Annotated in this window: 18 protein-coding genes; 7 read left to right on the top strand and 11 right to left on the bottom strand. The window is 67.9% G+C overall.

Annotated elements, in window-relative coordinates; translation table 11 throughout:
• The first annotated feature begins 50 nt into the window (after window positions 1-50).
• Entirely contained in the window at window positions 51-1055 is a 1005-nt protein-coding gene (locus ING98_13835) for a tripartite tricarboxylate transporter substrate binding protein (protein MCA3102946.1), read from the top strand.
• A gap of 49 nt (window positions 1056-1104) precedes the next feature.
• Here the strand turns inward: ING98_13835 and ING98_13830 are convergent, their stop codons facing one another.
• Both ING98_13830 and ING98_13825 read right to left on the bottom strand, forming a co-directional pair.
• Window positions 1105-1539 carry a heme-binding protein gene (locus tag ING98_13830; protein MCA3102945.1) on the bottom strand — a complete coding sequence of 145 codons (435 nt, stop codon included), beginning with the start codon at window positions 1537-1539 and terminating at the stop codon, window positions 1105-1107.
• A 68-nt stretch (window positions 1540-1607) separates the two neighbouring features.
• A complete protein-coding gene (locus ING98_13825) occupies window positions 1608-2528 on the bottom strand; it encodes a dihydrodipicolinate synthase family protein (GenBank protein ID MCA3102944.1) in 921 nt (306 codons plus the stop codon).
• A gap of 177 nt (window positions 2529-2705) precedes the next feature.
• On the opposite strand from ING98_13825, the gene ING98_13820 reads away from it, so the two are divergent.
• Both ING98_13820 and ING98_13815 read left to right on the top strand, forming a co-directional pair.
• Window positions 2706-4082 carry an anion permease gene (locus tag ING98_13820; protein ID MCA3102943.1) on the top strand — a complete coding sequence of 459 codons (1377 nt, stop codon included), beginning with the start codon at window positions 2706-2708 and terminating at the stop codon, window positions 4080-4082.
• A gap of 10 nt (window positions 4083-4092) precedes the next feature.
• A complete protein-coding gene (locus tag ING98_13815; protein MCA3102942.1) occupies window positions 4093-5196 on the top strand; it encodes an NADH:flavin oxidoreductase/NADH oxidase in 1104 nt (367 codons plus the stop codon).
• Between the two features lie 18 nt (window positions 5197-5214).
• Here ING98_13815 and ING98_13810 read toward each other — a convergent pair whose 3' ends face one another.
• The 8 genes from ING98_13810 to ING98_13775 all read right to left on the bottom strand — a co-directional run bounded on the left by ING98_13810 (window position 5215) and on the right by ING98_13775 (window position 11729).
• Entirely contained in the window at window positions 5215-5955 is a 741-nt protein-coding gene (locus tag ING98_13810) for a glucose 1-dehydrogenase (GenBank protein MCA3102941.1), read from the bottom strand.
• A gap of 268 nt (window positions 5956-6223) precedes the next feature.
• Complete coding sequence (locus tag ING98_13805) at window positions 6224-7201, bottom strand: LD-carboxypeptidase (GenBank protein ID MCA3102940.1); 978 nt, start codon at window positions 7199-7201, stop codon at window positions 6224-6226.
• Window positions 7188-7751 carry a tRNA adenosine(34) deaminase TadA gene (gene tadA, locus ING98_13800; GenBank protein MCA3102939.1) on the bottom strand — a complete coding sequence of 188 codons (564 nt, stop codon included), beginning with the start codon at window positions 7749-7751 and terminating at the stop codon, window positions 7188-7190. Before tadA ends, ING98_13805 begins: the two co-directional genes overlap by 14 nt.
• 75 nt (window positions 7752-7826) lie before the next feature.
• The gene (locus ING98_13795) at window positions 7827-8222 is read right to left on the bottom strand and encodes an ArsC family reductase (protein MCA3102938.1); all 396 of its coding nucleotides are present in this window, start codon (window positions 8220-8222) and stop codon (window positions 7827-7829) included.
• A 10-nt stretch (window positions 8223-8232) separates the two neighbouring features.
• Entirely contained in the window at window positions 8233-9231 is a 999-nt protein-coding gene (locus tag ING98_13790; GenBank protein ID MCA3102937.1) for a quinone oxidoreductase, read from the bottom strand.
• A 36-nt stretch (window positions 9232-9267) separates the two neighbouring features.
• Window positions 9268-9954 carry a hypothetical protein gene (locus tag ING98_13785; GenBank protein MCA3102936.1) on the bottom strand — a complete coding sequence of 229 codons (687 nt, stop codon included), beginning with the start codon at window positions 9952-9954 and terminating at the stop codon, window positions 9268-9270.
• A 31-nt stretch (window positions 9955-9985) separates the two neighbouring features.
• Entirely contained in the window at window positions 9986-10939 is a 954-nt protein-coding gene (locus ING98_13780; GenBank protein ID MCA3102935.1) for a tripartite tricarboxylate transporter substrate binding protein, read from the bottom strand.
• 88 nt (window positions 10940-11027) lie between these two features.
• A complete protein-coding gene (locus ING98_13775) occupies window positions 11028-11729 on the bottom strand; it encodes a maleate cis-trans isomerase (GenBank protein MCA3102934.1) in 702 nt (233 codons plus the stop codon).
• Window positions 11730-11907: 178 nt separating this feature from the next.
• Here ING98_13775 and ING98_13770 point away from each other — a divergent pair, with 178 nt between their 5' ends.
• Genes ING98_13770 through phnE form a run of 4 tightly spaced genes read left to right on the top strand, consistent with a single transcriptional unit; the run spans window position 11908 to window position 15329 of the window.
• Window positions 11908-12849, top strand: a complete 942-nt coding sequence (locus ING98_13770) for a putative selenate ABC transporter substrate-binding protein (GenBank protein MCA3102933.1) — start codon at window positions 11908-11910, stop codon at window positions 12847-12849.
• Between the two features lie 16 nt (window positions 12850-12865).
• Window positions 12866-13702, top strand: coding sequence for an ATP-binding cassette domain-containing protein (locus ING98_13765; protein ID MCA3102932.1), 837 nt, complete (start codon window positions 12866-12868; stop codon window positions 13700-13702).
• Window positions 13702-14535 (top strand): ABC transporter permease, encoded by an 834-nt coding sequence (locus ING98_13760; GenBank protein ID MCA3102931.1) that lies wholly within the window; start codon window positions 13702-13704, stop codon window positions 14533-14535. Before ING98_13765 ends, ING98_13760 begins: the two co-directional genes overlap by 1 nt.
• On the top strand, window positions 14532-15329 hold the full coding sequence (phnE, locus tag ING98_13755; GenBank protein ID MCA3102930.1) for a phosphonate ABC transporter, permease protein PhnE: 798 nt from the start codon (window positions 14532-14534) through the stop codon (window positions 15327-15329). Before ING98_13760 ends, phnE begins: the two co-directional genes overlap by 4 nt.
• Window positions 15330-15372: 43 nt before the next feature.
• On the opposite strand, the gene ING98_13750 is transcribed toward phnE, so the two are convergent.
• A complete protein-coding gene (locus tag ING98_13750) occupies window positions 15373-16062 on the bottom strand; it encodes a substrate-binding domain-containing protein (protein MCA3102929.1) in 690 nt (229 codons plus the stop codon).
• Between the last annotated feature and the right edge of the window lie 41 nt (window positions 16063-16103).

The following is a 16103-nucleotide window of genomic DNA, read 5'->3' as shown; positions in this document are numbered from 1 at the left end:
CTACAGGGTGGTGGCACGCATCGCCGCCCGGAATGTTCCAGGAGTCCACGATGACCCGCTTCGCCACAGCTGGCTGCGCGCCCCGCGCCTGCGCCCTTGTTCTACTGTCCGCCGCTACCCTTGCCGGCATACCTGCGGCACTCGCGCAGAAGTCGGGCGACGGCTGGCCTGCACGGCCGATACGCCTGCTGATCCCGGCCTCGCCGGGCGGCGGCGCGGACACGCTCGCACGGGTGCTCACGCCCCGGCTGAGCGAGCGGTTCGGGCAGCCGGTGGTGATCGACAACCGTCCCGGCGCCGCCGGCACGATCGCGATGGACATCACCTCTCGCTCGGCACCCGACGGCTATACGTCCATCCTCACGCAGTCGACCAGCGCGGTGATTGCGCCCGCGATCCAGGAGAAACTGCCCTATCGCACACTGGTCGACTTCAGCCCCGTGTCGCTGATCGCCGAAGTGCCGCATGTGCTGGTGGTGAACCCGACGGTGCCGGCCAACAACCTGAAGGAGCTGGTGACGCTGGCGCGCACCCGCTCGCTCAACTACGCATCCTCGGGCATCGGCGCCGGCAGCCACTTCTCCGGCGAGATGCTCGACCGTGCTGCGGGGATCCGCACCGTGCACCTGCCGTACAAGGGCGCCGGCCCGGCGCTGGCTGCGGTCATCGCTGGCGAAGCGCAGCTGTTCTCCTCGCCGATCAACGCGGCCATCGGCCATATCAAGGGTGGCAAGCTGCGGCCGATCGCGATGACCACCGCCAAGCGCTCGGCCGTCCTGCCTGACCTGCCCACGATCGCCGAAAGCGGCTACCCGGGCTTCGACATCGGCACCTGGTTCGGCCTGCTGCTGCCGCCGAAGGCTTCGAAGGAACTGGTCACCCGGATGCACGCGGAGTACACCGGTGCGCTGCGCATGCCCGACGTGCTGGAGCGGTTGCAGGGCGACGGCACGGTGCCGATCGGCAGCACGCCGGAAGACTTCCGCAAGCGGATCGCGGTCGACCTCGAGCGCTTCGCGAAGATCGCACGCGAGGCGAACATCCGCGCCGATTGAGAGCAGATGGTCCCGCAGCCCTCGCGGGCTCCGGAACCATCGAAGCATCCTATTCGGAAGCGTCCGCGACAAGCCCTGCCTGCTCGATGCCGAACACGCAGCACGCTTCGTCCTGGTCCCCGCTGGCCCCGCTGGCGCCGGCCGCACCCAGGATGTTGCCGGCGGCGTCCTTGATCAGCACGCCGCCCATCTGCGGGAGGAACCTGCCCTCGGCCGTCGCGGCCAGGGTGATCATGAAGTTCGGGTTGCTTTGTGCCCGCTTGGCGAGCGAACGGCTGGAGCAGCCCATCGCGACCGCACCCCAGGCCTTGCCGCGGGCGATATCCTCGCGGAACATGGTTGCACCGTCTTCGCGCTTGTAGGCGACCGTGTGGCCCGAGGCATCGAGCACGATCACGCCCAGTGCGGGGATCTTCATCTCGCGCGCCTTCTCGATCGCCTTGTCGACGATGATGCCTGCCTGCTTCAACGTAAGTGCAGCCATGTTTATTCCCCTCTTTCGTCTGTCTGGTGTGGCGGTTGCCGGATGGCGTGTGCGGACGAGCCGCCCTTTCAGCCGCGGATGCCGGGCATGTCGAAGCCGCGCTTCTCGAGTTCGGCCGCGAGCGCCCTGCCCTGCTCTTCACCGAGCTGGACCAGCGGCGGGCGGGTCACTGCCCATTGTGAATGGCCGGTGTACAGGGCGGTCGTGTGCTTGAGCGCCGGAATCTGGGGGAACTTCGTGATCGCACGCCGGAAGTCGGTGATCGCTTCCTGCATCGCGTCTGCCTTCGGATCCTGCCAGTTGCGGAACAGCGCATCGATGGCTGCCGGCCCGATGTTCGCGGTGGCGGTAATGGTGCCGACCGCGCCCAGGCGCATGCCTGCGAGCAGGAACTCTTCGCTGCCCGGGAAGAACTGGAAGCCGGGGAATGCCTTGAGCATCGCTTCCATGTTCTTCCAGTCGCCGCCACTGTCTTTCATGCCGACGACGGTACCAGCATAGTCCTTGAGCAGGCGCTCGACCAGCCCGAGAGAGAACGGTACCGCCGTCATCGGCGGGATGTGATACAGGTAGATCTTGAGGCGTGCATCGCCCACGCGCTGCGCGATTTCGGCGAAGTTGCGATACAGGCCCTCGTCGCTCACACCCTTGTAGAAGAACGGCGGCAGCATCAGCGCACCGGCCACTCCGCGCTCGACGGCGAAGCGGGTGAGGGCGACCGAGTCGGTCAGCGCGCAGCAACCGGTGCCCGGCATCAGCTTCGATGCCGGTACGCCCGCTTCGAGCAGCGACTCGAGCAGCATCTTCCGTTCGTCCAGCGAGAGCGAGTTCGCCTCGCTGTTGGTGCCGAAGATCGCCAGGCCGCTGCAGCCGTTGGCGAGCAGCCATTTGCAATGCCGGACATAGCGCTCGACATCCGGCGAGAGGTCCGGCTTGAAGGGCGTGATGACCGGCGCAAGAACGCCGGTAAGAAGGGGGGCTTGGCTCATCGGGTCCTCGGCGCAATCGCGTGCCACGGAAGGGGAACCGGATTATAGCCACGCCGCCTCCACCACGGTTGCGGGCTCTGGCCAGGCTGCGGTAGCCTGCTCGGAGCCCGGTGTTCCGGGCAGCATGCGGTCGAGTCGGCCGCGCGCGTGTTCCACGGACTCCCGGATCGGTTCAGGATGCATCGAGTTTCCCAGGCGCTGGCCATGATCGTACTGGCGTGCGCAGCGACGCTGTTCCTGTGGCCGGCCGCCGATCCCGCGCAGGCGACCACGCTCAAGGTCGTCGCGCTTGCCGTGTTCGCGATCGGCCTGTGGGCGACGGCGGCGGTACCGGAGTACCTGGTCGCCCTCGCCTTCCTGTTCCTCGCGGCGGTCACCGCGGTCGTTCCGAACGAGGTCGTCTTCTCGGGCTTCACCACCAGCACCCTCTGGCTGGTGTTCGGCGGGCTGATCATGGCCGAGGCGGTGCGCGCGTCCGGCCTGGGCCTGCGCCTGGCCTCGCACCTGCTGGGCGCCTTCAGTGGAAGCTATCGGCGTGCGCTGATCGGCACCATGCTGGTCACCACCGTGCTCTGCTTCGTGATGCCCGCGACGGTGGGCCGCATCCTGCTGATGGTGCCCATCCTGCTGGCATTCTGCGAAAGGCTGGGACTGAAGCCCGGCAGCAAGGGCTTCAACGGCATCATGCTCGTGATGCTGATCGGCAGTTTCCAGGTGGGCGCGGCGATCCTGCCGGCGAACATCCCGAACCTCGTGCTCGCCGGATCCGCCGAATCGATGTACGGCGTACAGATCCTCTACCTCGAGTACCTGAAGCTGCACTTTCCGGTACAGGGGTTCGCCAAGGCGGTGATGACGGTCCTGCTGATCGACTGGCTGTTCCGCGACCGCGTGTCGCCGCCGCGGGTGTCTGCCCCGCTGCCGCCGATGTCTCCGGTCGAGTGGCGCATGGCGGTGATCCTGGCCAGCGCGCTGGCGCTGTGGGCCACCGACTTCGTGCATCACATACGCCCAGGCTGGATCGGCATGGGCGCCGGGCTCGCATGCCTGCTGCCTCGGCTGGGCATCATCGACGTGCATGCGATGAACGACCGGGTGAAGCTGTCCGGCTTCTTCTACATCGGTGCGGTGCTTGGCGTGGCCGCGATGATCGACGCGGCGAAGCTGTCGACCGTCGTCGGCGCCTGGCTGCCGTCGCTGCTCGGCCTTGCCGCCGGGGCTGACTACTGGAATTTCCAGATGCTGTCGCTGGTGGCAACGCTCACCTCGATGTTGGCGACGAGTCCGGGGCAGCCTGCGCTGCTCGGGCCGCTTGCCGGGGACCTCGCGGCGATCACCGGCTGGAACGTCAAGACCGTGCTGATGCTCTATGGCATCGGTTTCTCCACCATCCTGCTGCCGTACCAGGTGCCCCCGGTCATCGTCGGGCTCTATGCCGCCGGCATCCCGGTGCGCGAAGCCGCGCGAGTATTCCCGGTGCAGGCGCTGCTCACCTTGCTGCTGCTGTGGCCGCTGAACTTCGCCTGGTGGTGGCTGCTCGGCTACTTTGTCTGAAGAGGTCCCGATGAGCCTGCTGTTCTCCCCGTTGCGCCTGCGCGCGCTCGAACTGCCCAACCGTATCCAGGTATCGCCAATGTGCCAGTACAGCGCGGTCGACGGCTCGATGAACGACTGGCACCTGATGCACTACGGCAGCCTGGCCCTGTCCGGTGCCGGCCTGCTGGTGATCGAAGCTACCCACGTGAGCGCGCAGGGGCGAATCACCCATGGCTGCAGCGGCCTCTACAGCGACGACAACGCAGCTGCGCTGGCCCGCGTGCTCGGCTTCTGCCGAGCCCATTCCACCATGCCGATCGGCATCCAGCTCGGGCATGCCGGCCGCAAGGCATCGAGCGAGCGGCCGTGGGAAGGCCGCGGCAGCCTGAAAGCCGGCGCAGATCCCTGGCCAGTGGTGGCCGCGTCCGACCTTCCGTTCGCGCAGGACTGGCCGGTACCGGCGGTACTGGACCGCGACGCACTGAGTGCGATACGCGAGGCCTTCGTGCGCGCGACCGAGAGGGCCGCTGCACTGGGCCTTGACCTGATCGAACTGCACTCCGCGCACGGCTACCTGCTGTCGACCTTCCTCTCGCCGCTGTCCAATCACCGCACCGACGAGTACGGCGGCAGCCGGGAGAACCGGATGCGCTTTCCGCTCGAGATCTTTGCGGCCATGCGTGCCGCGTGGCCGGCGGAGCGTCCGATGGGCGTACGCATCCACGGCAGCGACTGGACGGACGGCGGCTGGGGCGTGGACGACGCCGTGGCCTATGCGGCCGCCCTGCAGGCGCTGGGCTGCGACTACGTGACCGTCTCCAGTGGCGGCGTGGCGAGCGCCGCGCAGATCCCGGTCGGACCGGGCTACCAGGTGGACCTTGCCGAGGCGGTGCGCCGCGCAACCGGCATCGTTACCTGCGCGGTCGGCATGATAACCGGTGCCGCCCAGGCCGAAGCCATCCTTGCAGAGGGCCGGGCCGATCAGGTCGCGCTCGCGCGCGCGATGCTGTTCAATCCGCACTGGCCCTGGGCTGCCGCCGCCGCCCTGGGCGCCTCGAACGCGATGCCACCGCAGTACGCAAGGGCCGCTGCCGCGACCTGGCGCGGCACGATCCCGACCGGGGCGGCGTGAGGCCGTCCCAGGCAGCTGTCAGAGCGTGACGCCGCCGCCGACTTCCAGGACGATGCCGTTGATGTAGCTCGCTTCGTCCGAAGCGAGGAAAGCGAACGCGTCCGCGATCTCTTCCGGCTTGCCGAGGCGACCCAGCGGTACCTTCTCTTCCATCGCACGCAACACCCGCTCCGGCATGGAATTGAGGATCGTGGTGCCGATGAACCCCGGACAGACCGCGTTCGCGCGGATGCCCTTGCGCCCGAGTTCCTTCGCCCACGTCTTGGTCATGCTGATCACCGCGCCCTTGGTGGCCGCATAGTTGGTCTGCCCGAAGTTTCCGTACAGCCCGACGATCGACGAAGAACTGAGGATCACGCCCGACTGCTGCTGGAGCATCGTGTCGACGACCGCACGGGTGCAGTTGTAGACACCCTTCAGGTTGATGTCGATCACCAGGTCGAACTGCTCGTCGGTCATGTTCTTCAGCTGCGCATCCTTGACGATACCGGCGTTGTTCACCAGCACGTCGATGCGGCCGAAGGTCGACAGGACCTCATCGACCATCCTGCGGATCGATTGCATGTCGCGGACATCGACGAGGCAGCCGATCGCCTCGCCCCCGCCGCTCCTGATAGTGGCGACGGTCTCTTGGATCAGTTCCGGCGTCAGGTCGCAGACGACTACCTTGCCCCCCTCGCGCGCGAACTTGAGGGCAGTTGACTGACCGATGCCGCGTGCCGAACCGGTGATGATTGATACCTTGTTTTTCAGGCGCACCCGAATCTCCCTTGGTCATGATCGCCGTCGCCGTTGGTGTTGCGCAGCAACGTCGGAGCGCTGAAAGCCCCGGAACAGGTCCGGAAGGCGAGCCTCCAGGGAGGCTTCGGGCGTCTGAACGGGAGCCCAGCTGCGAGGACTCTAGCCGAATATTCTGCGCCGCACAACCGACTACTTCCCAGCATTGGCGCGGCTTTGCCCTAGACAAGCGCTGTGGTCTCGGGCGTGCGTAATGCTGCGCAGCATAAGCTGCAGCAACCAACTGCAGCTACTTCGCTGCGCTGCGGCGCCGAGCGAGACTCGGATAGCGCTCGAACGAGAGCCTTGCCATCCCCCGCGCGACCGCCAGCACGGCAGGCGCGCCCACTGGGAGCGTAGCTCTGCGCGCACCATGGCCGAACGGCAGCCCGCTCATCACGGGAAGCTCGAGGCGCTCGCGGAAGTGCGCAACGACGCTCTCCAGTCCGAAGCCACCGTCGTTCGGCATCGCCGGCACGGGCGCGAAGCTGCCGAGAAGGATCGCGCGCTGGCTCTGCAGGATGCCCGCATGGAACAACTGATAGAGCATCCGTTCGATGCGGTAGGCGCTCTCGTTCACGTCCTCGAGGAACAGGATGCCACCCTTGACGGCTGGCATGTAACGCGTCCCCGCCATCGCGGCAACCATCGCCAGGTTGCCGCCCCACAGCCGTCCCGCGACCTGCATCCGGCGCGCCCCCTCGACGTCGAACGACAACTGGTGCGAGGGCTGTCCGAGCACCGCGAAGAACTGCTCCAGGGTGAACGGATCGGGCGTGGTGGCGGCGAAGTCGCTTGCGCCAGGGCCGGCGAAACTGATGCCTCCGTGCGCCAGGTAAGCGAGGTGGAAGGCGGTGAAATCGCTGTAGCCGACCACGATCGGCCGCCGCGCGCGGATCGCGGCGAAGTCGAGGCGATCGAGCAACCGGGACAATCCGTAGCCGCCGCGCGCGCTCAGCACCACATCGAGCGCACGGTCGGTGCAGAAAGACTGCAGGTCGCCCGCCCTCAGGTCGTCCGGTCCAGCGAAACGCTGTTCCCGGGCGAACACGCTGTCTCCGGCGCTCACCTGCCAGCCTCGCGCAGCGAATACCCCGGCCGCCCTGTCCACGATCCGCAGATCCGGCAGGCAGCCCGAGGGCGCGACCAGTCCGATGCGTACCGGGCGGGCCCGCCCGGCGGGCGCAACTCGTTTCCGGTCGGACGGGGACACGTCAGCCCGTGCCATCGCGGGTGGCTGGCAGCGCCCCGCCCACAAAGGCTGAAATGGCACGGGCTGCCCGGCGCCGATCGGCGAAGAACGTCGACAACTGCTGCCCGCATTCGGTGGCGAGCACGCCGCCGGTCACCCGTGCATGGTGGTTGAGCCTGGGCTCGCTGAACAGGTCGACGACGCTGCCGCAGGCACCGGTCTTCGGGTCACGCGCCCCGAAGACCAGCCGCTCGATGCGCGCATGCTGGATCGCCCCGGCGCACATGGCGCAGGGTTCCAGCGTCACCACCAGCGTGCAGCCGGGCAGCCGGTAGTTCCCCAGCATGCGGGCTGCATCGCGCAGGGCCAGCACCTCGGCGTGCGCCGACGGGTCGTGCATGTGAACCGGCTGGTTGAAGCCGCGGCCGAGCACCCGGCCCTGCTGCAGCACGAGTGCGCCAACCGGGACTTCGCCCGCTGCCGCTGCCATCTGCGCAAGCGCCAGCGCCTCGCGCATCCAGCGTTCGTCATCCGGCTGCTGCGGATCGTGGTGTAACGCCGGCATCGCCGGAGCTTCTGCTGCCATCGCCGGAGCGTCTGTCACCGTGCGTCCTGCCCGCTGGAAGGTGCTGAAGCATACCGCGGCCCGCAGCCGGCCGGTTCAGCCAGCCACCGCAAATGCCTGCTCGTAAACCTCAGGATCGAAGCCCACCAGCAGGCGGCCTTCAATATCGAGCACAGGCCGCCGGATCATGGACGGATGCTCGAGCATCAGCGCACGGGCGTGCGTGGCGCCGATCGTGGCGCGGTCGGCTTCAGGGACGCACTTGCGGAAGGTGGTGCCGGCGCGATTGAGCAACCGCTCCCACCCGACCCCCGCGGTGAAGCGGTCGAGCGTGGGCGCGTCGATGCCGTCTGCCTTGTAGTCGTGGAAGCGGTAGGCAATGCCCGCGCCATCGAGCCACGCGCGAGCCTTCTTCATGGTGTCGCAGTTGCGGATGCCATACAGCGTCACGTGCGGGGAAGGCAGGCCATCCAGGCTCTTGCTGCGCGTCATCGTCGAGGCCTCATCCTGAGCGCGGTACCAGCAGTGCCTTGCCGATCTGTTCGCGGCGTTCGAGTCGCTCATGCGCGAGGTGTACGTCATCGAGCGTATGGCGGCGGCTGTCGATCGGCACCCGCATGCCGCCGGCGGCGATGGCTTCGAAGAGCGCATCGGCGCGCCGCTGCACGGTATCGGCATCGGCGAGGTGGTCGGTCAGGCGTGGACGGGTGAGAAACAGCGAGCCCGCCTCGCCGAGTTCGATCGGGTCGAGGTCGGTGACCGAGCCCGACACGTTGCCGTAGTTCACGACCAGCCCGCGCGTACGGGTCGCGCGGAAGCTGTCGCGCAGCGTCGTCCGGCCCACCGGGTCGAAAACCACGTCGACGCCCCTGCCGCCAGTGGCCGCGCGCACGTCGACGGCGAACCTGCCCTCGCCATAGGCGAAGGTCCTGTCCGCGCCGAGTTCGGTGGCGATCGCCCGTTTCTCCGCCGTACTGGCGGTTGCCAGGACGCGCGCGCCCGCGCGCGATGCCATCTGCACCAGCCACTGGCCGATGCTGCCCGACGCGGCATGCACCAGGCAGGTCATGCCCGGTTCGAGCCGCGCCACGTCGTTCACCAGGTAGTGGGCGGTGCTGCCCTGGAACACGCTGGCCGCGGCGATGTCGAAGGCGGTGTCGTGCCGCAGCCGCGCGAGCCGAGACTCCGGCACGCAGGCGTACTCGGCATAGCTGCCCCAGGCGATGCACCAGGCCACGCGCTCGCCGACGCTCACGCGATGCGTCGATGGGCCGGTCGCCACTACCTCGCCGGCACCTTCCATGCCGAGCGTGCACGGCAGGCGCACCGGATAGCTGCGCGATTCGCGGTACTTGCCCTGCCGGGTATGGATGTCCATGAAGTTGATGCCGGCGAACGCGACCTTCACCAGGACCTCGCCAGGGCCCGGCTCGGGAATCCGGATGTCGCGCAACTGCATCACCTCCGGGCCGCCGTAACGGTCGATCGTGATCGCCTTCATGCTGGCCATGCCGGTTACAGTCACGGGCGCGCGCCCTCAGCGCCCGGTTTCGCGCTGCAGTTCCTGCATCGCGCGCTCGATCAGCCACTCGACCGGGTAATAGAGGAAGGTTGCACCAAGTGCGCGGAACCGCGCCACCTGTTCGAGGCGCGCCGGCATGCCGAACGCGCGGCCCGCTGCAGTCAGCCGCCCCGCCAGGTGTTCGATGGTCCGCTCGACCTCCGCGGTCATGTTGCCCCGGATGCCGGTCATCTCGTAGGACAGGTCGTTCGGCCCGAGCAGGACGACGTCGATGCCCGGCACCGCCGCGATCGCATCGACCGCCGCCACCGCGGCCGGCGTCTCGATCTGCACCAACACCAGCTTGTCGCGCGCCGCCGAATCGCCGCATGCATAGCGCACGATCTCGACCACCGAGGCGGCCTCCGCCGCCGAGTCGATGTGCGGCACGACGATGCCATCGGCCTTGCGGTCGAAATACTGCACGAGAACCTCGGGTGCGCGCGACCAGCTGCGCACGACAGCGGGCAGCCGAGCCGCGCGCGCGGCTCGGATCAGATCGGTCGCCGCATCGATGCCGATGCCGGTACGCTCGCAGTCGATGAAGGCGACGTCGGCGCCCCACCTGGCAAGGGGTTCCAGCAGGTCCGGGTTGTGGCCGGCGAGGTTCACCGCGACCGCCACTTGGCCGCGCGCCATCTTCTGCTTCACTGCCGATGTCATCCTGCCTCCGTGCCGCGTACGGCCACCGCCTTCAGTCGATCCGCGCACCGGACTGGCGCACCACCTTGCCCCAGTTCGCGACCTCGTTGCGGATCAGCGCAGCATACTCCGCGGGCGTGCTGGACCGCGCTTCGGCCCCCTGCTCGCTCAACGCGCCCCGTATGCCCGGGTCTTTCAGCGCCGCGACCAGATCGGCATTGATGCGTTCGATCAGCGCGGCCGGCAGGCCGGGCGGTCCGACCATGCCGAAGACGTTGGTGGCCTCGAAACCGGCGAGGCCGGATTCGTCGATCGTCGGTACCTGCGGCAGCGCCGGTATGCGCGCGAGCGAACTGACGCCGAGCGCCCTCACCTTGCCGGACTTGACGTGGGGCACGGCCGAAGGCGCGGTGGCGAAGGACAGCGCGACGAAACCGGCGATCAGGTCGGTCATCGCCTGCGGCCCGCCCTTGTAGGGGATGTGGGTCATGCGGGTTCCGGTCAGCATCCGGAACATCTCCGCCGACAGGTGCGGCTGGCTGCCGTTGCCCGCCGAACTGTAGCTGAGATCGCCCGGACGCTGCTTCAGCAGCGCGACGAGGCCGCGCACGTCCTTCACCGGCAGTGACGGATGCACGACCAGCACCTGCGCGGTATCGGCCATCATCGAGATCGCGCTGAAGTCCTTGACCGGGTCGTAGGCGAGTTTTGGGTACAGCGTCGCGTTGATGCTGTGCGCGGTCGATGCCATGAACAGCGTGTAGCCGTCGGGCGCGGCGCGCATGGCCAGCTCGGCACCGATGTTCGCGCCACCACCCGGTCGGTTGTCGATCAGCACCTGCTGTTTCCAGTCTTTGGTCAGTCGCTGCCCGACGATGCGCCCTATGATGTCCGTGGTGCCGCCTGCCGGGAACGGTACGACGATACGTACCGGTCTGGTCGGATAGTCCTGCGCCATCGCCGCGCCTGGGCCGGTGACGCAGCACAGCAGCGCTGCGGCAAGCATGACGGAGAACCCGCGCAGACTCGTGTCGTTTTTCATCACTGCTCCTCCTGATGCGGCCTGGGTCACTCTATTCCGAGGGGCTCGCCGATCAGGCAACAGCGAACAGCCTGCCTGCATCGGGCATCCCGCGCCGGTCGCCGATCGCCCGCAGCGTACCCCATAGGGCGGCCTGGTTGCTGGTGATCACCGGCAGCCCGGTCGCCTGCTCGACCTGCGCGAGGATATCGAGGGTGCGGAAGTTCGAGCAGCTGATGAAGATCGCCTGCGTTTCGGGCCTCACCACATCGAGCGCCAGCGCGCGTACGGTCTCGGTCGAGATGCTGCCGTGAGCCTGCGTGCCCAGCCCCTTCATCGCGACCACCGTGAACCCGGCTGCTTCGAGATGCCGCCTGACCCGGTCGTTGAGCCACGGCTCGTACGGCGAAGCGACGCTGATGCGTGTCGCGCCCACAGCGCGCAGCGCGCGCACGATGGAGGCGGAAGACGCAACCGTCGGGATGCCGGTCGTCCGAGTCAGCGCGGCTTCATGCAACAGGTCTTCGGCCGGGGATTCGAGGAAGCCGCTGGCGGTGCATCCGTAGCAGATCGCATTCACTTTCGCATGCGAGAGCAGTTCGGCGGCGGCAGGCGCCTGGGTTCCGAGCCAGGCGAGGTCCGCTTCGGTGTCTGCAAGGTGCCAGATGCGCTGCGAGTGCACCGAGACGCCTTCGCCGGCCAGACGCTGCCACTCGTATTCCATCACTGTGTTCCACGAGGGCACGATGATGCCAAGCTTGAGATCCCAACCCATTGCCATCTCCCCCCGGGTGTTGCCGGCTCGATCGGATACCCGATCATGTTCCCGGCGAAGGATAGCGGGCCTGCGATGAACACGAAAGGGCTGCGGCCGAATCCGGTATCCTGTTCCGTCATATCTTCCATCCCCGTCCAACCGTCATCCTTGATTCACAGGTGCCTGCATGCTGCCGATGATCGCCACCGTTTCCGCCCGCCCGACCAGCTTCGATTTCCGTCCTGCCGAGCGTACGACCTGCCGCTCGATTTCCCTCGTGCAGCGCGTGCTTGCCGGCGCGGGTGCCGGGCTGCTGGCGCTTGTGCTGACTACCACGACCGCGTTCGCCCAGAACGTGTTCCGGGTGACCACGATCCCGGAGGAAGCGGCGAGCGAGCAGCAGCGCAAGTTCGCGCCGCTGGTGAAATACCTCGAGCGTCAGCTCGGCATGAAGGTCGAGTTCACGCCCGTCACCGACTACCCCGCGGCGGTCGAGGCCCTGGTCAACAAGCAGGTGGAGATGGTCTGGTTCGGTGGCTTCACCTTCGTGCAGGCGAGGCTCCGGTCCGGCGACAAGGTGATCCCGATCGCGCAGCGAGAGGAGGATTCGCAGTTCCGGTCGGTGTTCATCACTCTGGCCGGGTCGGGCATCAAGTCGCTCGCCGACCTCAAGGGTCGCAACGTGAGCTTCGGCTCGCAGTCGAGCACGTCAGGCCACCTGATGCCGCGCAACTTCCTGCTCGAGGCCGGCCTCAACCCGGAGCGCGACTTCAAGCGCATCGCCTACTCGGGTGCCCATGATGCGACCATCGCCTCGGTCGTCACCGGCCGCGTCGACGCCGCCGCGCTCGACATCACGGTGTGGCGCAAGTTCGTCGAAGAGAAGAAGGTCGACCTGTCGAAGGTCGAGGTGTTCTACACGACGCCCGCCTACTTCAACTACAACTGGTCGGTCCATGCCGACATGCCGGTAGCGCTGCGCGAGCGGGTGACCAAGGCACTGCTCGCGCTGAACCCCGCCGATGCCGAAGGCAAGGAGATCCTCGGCCTCGCGCGCGCGGCGCGCTTCATCCCGACCCAGGCATCGAACTACAAGGGCCTGGAGCAGGCGGGCCGCAGTGCCGGTCTCATCAAGTAGCCCGCGGTATCTGGAGATGGCCGGGCTGGCAGTGACGCTCGACGGGCTCGAAGTCCGGCATCCTGCGGCGTCCGCACAGGTACCCGCAGCGCTGCGTCCGCTGTCGCTGAAAATCGAGGCTGGCGAGCAGGTCGCGGTGATCGGCCCGTCGGGGGCGGGCAAGACGACACTGCTGCATGCGGTCGCCTGTGCACTGCGTCCTTCTTCGGGCCGGCTTCGCCTGGATGCCGTGGACCCCTGGTCGCTGCCGGTGCGCCAGTTGCAGCGCCTGCGCGGGAAGCTCTTCCTCGCACCGCAGGTGCCGCCGCTGCCGCCGCGCCAGCGGACGGTGACCGCGGTGTTGGCCGCGCGGCTGCCGGTCCTGTCGCTGTGGTCGAGCCTGCGTTCCCTTGTGTATCCCGTGGGGGTGGCACAGGCGCATGCCGCGCTCGCTCGCTTCGACCTGTCGGACAAGCTGTGGACGCGCGTCGATCGCCTGTCTGGTGGCGAGCGCCAGCGCGTCGGGCTGGCGCGCGCGCTGCTGGCGCCTGCCGGCCTGTGGCTTGTCGACGAGCCACTGTCGGCGCTCGACCCCACGCGATCTCGGATAGTGATCGAGACTCTCACCGGCGAAGCACGCCTGCGCGGCGTTACCCTGCTCGCCACCCTGCACCAGGTCGATGTGGCGATCGCATCCTTTCCGCGAATCATCGGGCTGCGCAACGGCGAACTCGCGTTCGACCTGCCCTCGGCCGAAGTGACGCGGGAGCACCTGCTGCGGCTGTATGCGCAATTCGAACATGAGCTTGCGGGTGCGCCGCCGGTGCCGGCTGAGCCGGCCATGCGCCCGGTGACGGTCATGGTCTGCCGTTGATGGCAGGCGAAGGGGTGGCACCCTCGTTGCGCGACCCGGCGTGGAGCGGGCGGGTGTTCTGGACGCTCGCCGGCGTGGCACTGCTGGTGCCGATGCTGTGGGCGACCGAGTTCCGCCCGTGGATCCTGTTCGAGCCGGAGAGCCTGCGCTCGACCGTGCGGTTCCTGTCAGACTTCTTTCCCCCGCATTCGGACGCAGCCTTCCTGAAGATGGTCGCCTACGAGGCGTGGCGTACCGTCGCGATCGCCACCTGCGGCATGGTGCTCGCGCTGGCGCTGGCGATCCCGATGACGCTGGCCTCGACCGCCGTGCTTTCGGTGTCCGCCCTTCCGGGCCGGATGCATGCGCTGCCTTTCATGATGCGGCAGGCGATCCGCTGGCTGCTGATCGTTCTGCGCAGCGTGCCGGAACTGGTGTGGGCGCTGGTCTTCGTCCGCGTGGTCGGCCTCGGGCCGACTGCCGGGGTGCTTGCGATCGCGCTTACCTACGCCGGCATGCTCGGCAAGGTGTACGCGGAGATCCTCGAGAGCGGCGATGCGCATGCCACCACAACGCTGCTGCGCAACGGGTCCAGCCGCACCGGCGCATTTCTGTATGGGCTGCTGCCGACCAATGCTGCCGAGCTCACCAGTTACACCGTGTATCGCTGGGAGTGTGCGATCCGGTCGTCGGCGGTGCTCGGCTTCGTCGGCGCGGGCGGTCTGGGGCAGCAGTTGATCACCTCGCTGAAGATGTTCAATGGCGCCGAGGTGAGCACGATCCTGCTGGTTTTCGTCGCGCTGGTCTGGGTCGCCGACTGGGCCAGCGGCCAACTGCGCCGGGTGCTCGGATGATTCCGGCACCGCCGCTGGTGCATGCGCGCTGCACGGCCTGCTGGATCGTCGCCGGCATCGCCGTGCTCGTGGTCGCCAGTTTCGCCACGCTCGACCTCAAGTGGGGCGTCTTCCTGTCGGCCGATGCAGCCGCGCGCATGGGACGTTTCCTGGGTGAACTCGCGTCGCCATCGACCGATCCGGAATTTCTTCGGCGCGTCGCGATCGCCAGCGTCGAGACGCTCGCCATGTCGGCACTGGGCACTCTGCTGGCCGTGGCCGGGGGCCTCGCGCTCGCGTTGCCGGCAAGCCGGGCGCCGGATGGCCGGCGAAGCATCGCGCGCGGGCCGACCCGCCTGCTGCTCAATGTGCTGCGCTCGATCCCCGAACTGGCCTGGGCCGCGCTGTTGCTGATCGCAGCCGGCCTTGGTCCGCTGTCCGGTACGCTGGCCCTTGCCTTCCATACCACGGGTGTGCTGGGCCGGCTGTTTGCCGAGGCCATCGAGAACGCCCCGCGCGAGCCGGCCGACGCGCTGCGCGTACAGGGGGTGCCCGGCGGCCGGGTGTTCCTGTACGCGATCCTGCCAGCGGTGCTGCCCCAGGTGATGTCCTACACGCTCTATCGCTGGGAGAACAACATCCGCGCGGCGGCGGTGCTGGGCGTCGTGGGCGCCGGCGGACTCGGGCAGATGCTCGCGTTCCACATGGGGTTGTTCCAGATGAGCGAGACCGGTTCTGTACTGGTGGCCATGGTAGGTCTGGTCGTGCTGGTCGACCTGCTCTCCTACTTCGCCCGGCGGGCGATGATGCGCTGAGTGCCGGGCTGCGGGCACCCTGGCGACACACTTCGTGCCCGGTTCAGCCCGCGAGCGGCTGCATGCCCTTCGCGCGGATCACCGGTGCAGCCTCGGGCGAGGCGAGGAAACGCATCAGCGCGCGCGTGGCGTCCGGTTCCGGGGCCGCGGCATGCAGGCCGATCGAGAACAGGGTCGTCTTCTGCACAGTCTCGGGCAGCAGGCCTGCGATGTCGATCCCGGGCACCGGCAGCAACTCGCTCATCTGCTGAAAGGCCAGGTCGCACTCGCCGCGCGCGACCGCTGCACCGGCAGGCTCGCCGCGCACCTGCCGCAGGCGTGCCGCGAGTTCGCCGGACAGTCCGAGACGGTCGAGGACCTTGATGAGATGTACGCCGCTCGGGCCGGTCGAATAGGCAATCGACCGCGACGCACGGAGCAGGCTGATGAAATCAGCCTCGGTCTCTAGCATCGGACAGGCAGCACCCGCTCGTACCGCGCACCCGATCGGCGAAATCGCGAGGTCGATACGCCCGCCCGGCGCGATGTGTCCGCCGCGGGCCATCTCGTCTATCGCATCGGCGGACATGACGACTGCATCGACCCGTTCGCCGGCTGCGATGCGCGCGGAAACGTTGAGTCCGCCGTCGAACACCGCGCGTGTCGTGTGGCCACTGGCGCGGTGGAACTGCCCGGCGAGTTCCAGAAAGGCCTCGCGGAACGCGATCGACTGCAGGACGGTCAGGATTGCCATAGCCGATTATCGCAGGTCGTCGCTGTTCGGGTGCGGCGTGC

Source organism: Rhodocyclaceae bacterium (genome assembly GCA_020248265.1).
Taxonomy (GTDB): Bacteria; Pseudomonadota; Gammaproteobacteria; order Burkholderiales; family CAIKXV01; genus CAIKXV01.
The sequence above is the reverse complement of the archived record's forward strand: the minus strand, read 5'-3'. Positions and strand labels throughout refer to the sequence as shown.

Bases quoted from the DNA above. Each gene is read 5' to 3' on its own strand.
- ING98_13795 (MCA3102938.1), bottom strand. From the start codon at position 8,222: ATGACGCGCAGCAAGAGCCTGGATGGCCTGCCTTCCCCGCACGTGACG.
- ING98_13780 (MCA3102935.1), bottom strand. From the start codon at position 10,939: ATGCTTGCCGCAGCGCTGCTGTGCTGCGTCACCGGCCCAGGCGCGGCG.
- ING98_13835 (MCA3102946.1), top strand. From the start codon at position 51: ATGACCCGCTTCGCCACAGCTGGCTGCGCGCCCCGCGCCTGCGCCCTT.
- ING98_13815 (MCA3102942.1), top strand. From the start codon at position 4,093: ATGAGCCTGCTGTTCTCCCCGTTGCGCCTGCGCGCGCTCGAACTGCCC.
- ING98_13760 (MCA3102931.1), top strand. From the start codon at position 13,702: ATGGCAGGCGAAGGGGTGGCACCCTCGTTGCGCGACCCGGCGTGGAGC.
- ING98_13820 (MCA3102943.1), top strand. From the start codon at position 2,706: ATGCATCGAGTTTCCCAGGCGCTGGCCATGATCGTACTGGCGTGCGCA.
- ING98_13750 (MCA3102929.1), bottom strand. From the start codon at position 16,062: ATGGCAATCCTGACCGTCCTGCAGTCGATCGCGTTCCGCGAGGCCTTT.
- ING98_13775 (MCA3102934.1), bottom strand. From the start codon at position 11,729: ATGGGTTGGGATCTCAAGCTTGGCATCATCGTGCCCTCGTGGAACACA.
- ING98_13790 (MCA3102937.1), bottom strand. From the start codon at position 9,231: ATGAAGGCGATCACGATCGACCGTTACGGCGGCCCGGAGGTGATGCAG.
- ING98_13785 (MCA3102936.1), bottom strand. From the start codon at position 9,954: ATGACATCGGCAGTGAAGCAGAAGATGGCGCGCGGCCAAGTGGCGGTC.
- ING98_13825 (MCA3102944.1), bottom strand. From the start codon at position 2,528: ATGAGCCAAGCCCCCCTTCTTACCGGCGTTCTTGCGCCGGTCATCACG.
- ING98_13830 (MCA3102945.1), bottom strand. From the start codon at position 1,539: ATGGCTGCACTTACGTTGAAGCAGGCAGGCATCATCGTCGACAAGGCG.
- ING98_13765 (MCA3102932.1), top strand. From the start codon at position 12,866: ATGGCCGGGCTGGCAGTGACGCTCGACGGGCTCGAAGTCCGGCATCCT.
- phnE (MCA3102930.1), top strand. From the start codon at position 14,532: ATGATTCCGGCACCGCCGCTGGTGCATGCGCGCTGCACGGCCTGCTGG.
- ING98_13770 (MCA3102933.1), top strand. From the start codon at position 11,908: ATGATCGCCACCGTTTCCGCCCGCCCGACCAGCTTCGATTTCCGTCCT.
- tadA (MCA3102939.1), bottom strand. From the start codon at position 7,751: ATGGCAGCAGAAGCTCCGGCGATGCCGGCGTTACACCACGATCCGCAG.
- ING98_13805 (MCA3102940.1), bottom strand. From the start codon at position 7,201: ATGGCACGGGCTGACGTGTCCCCGTCCGACCGGAAACGAGTTGCGCCC.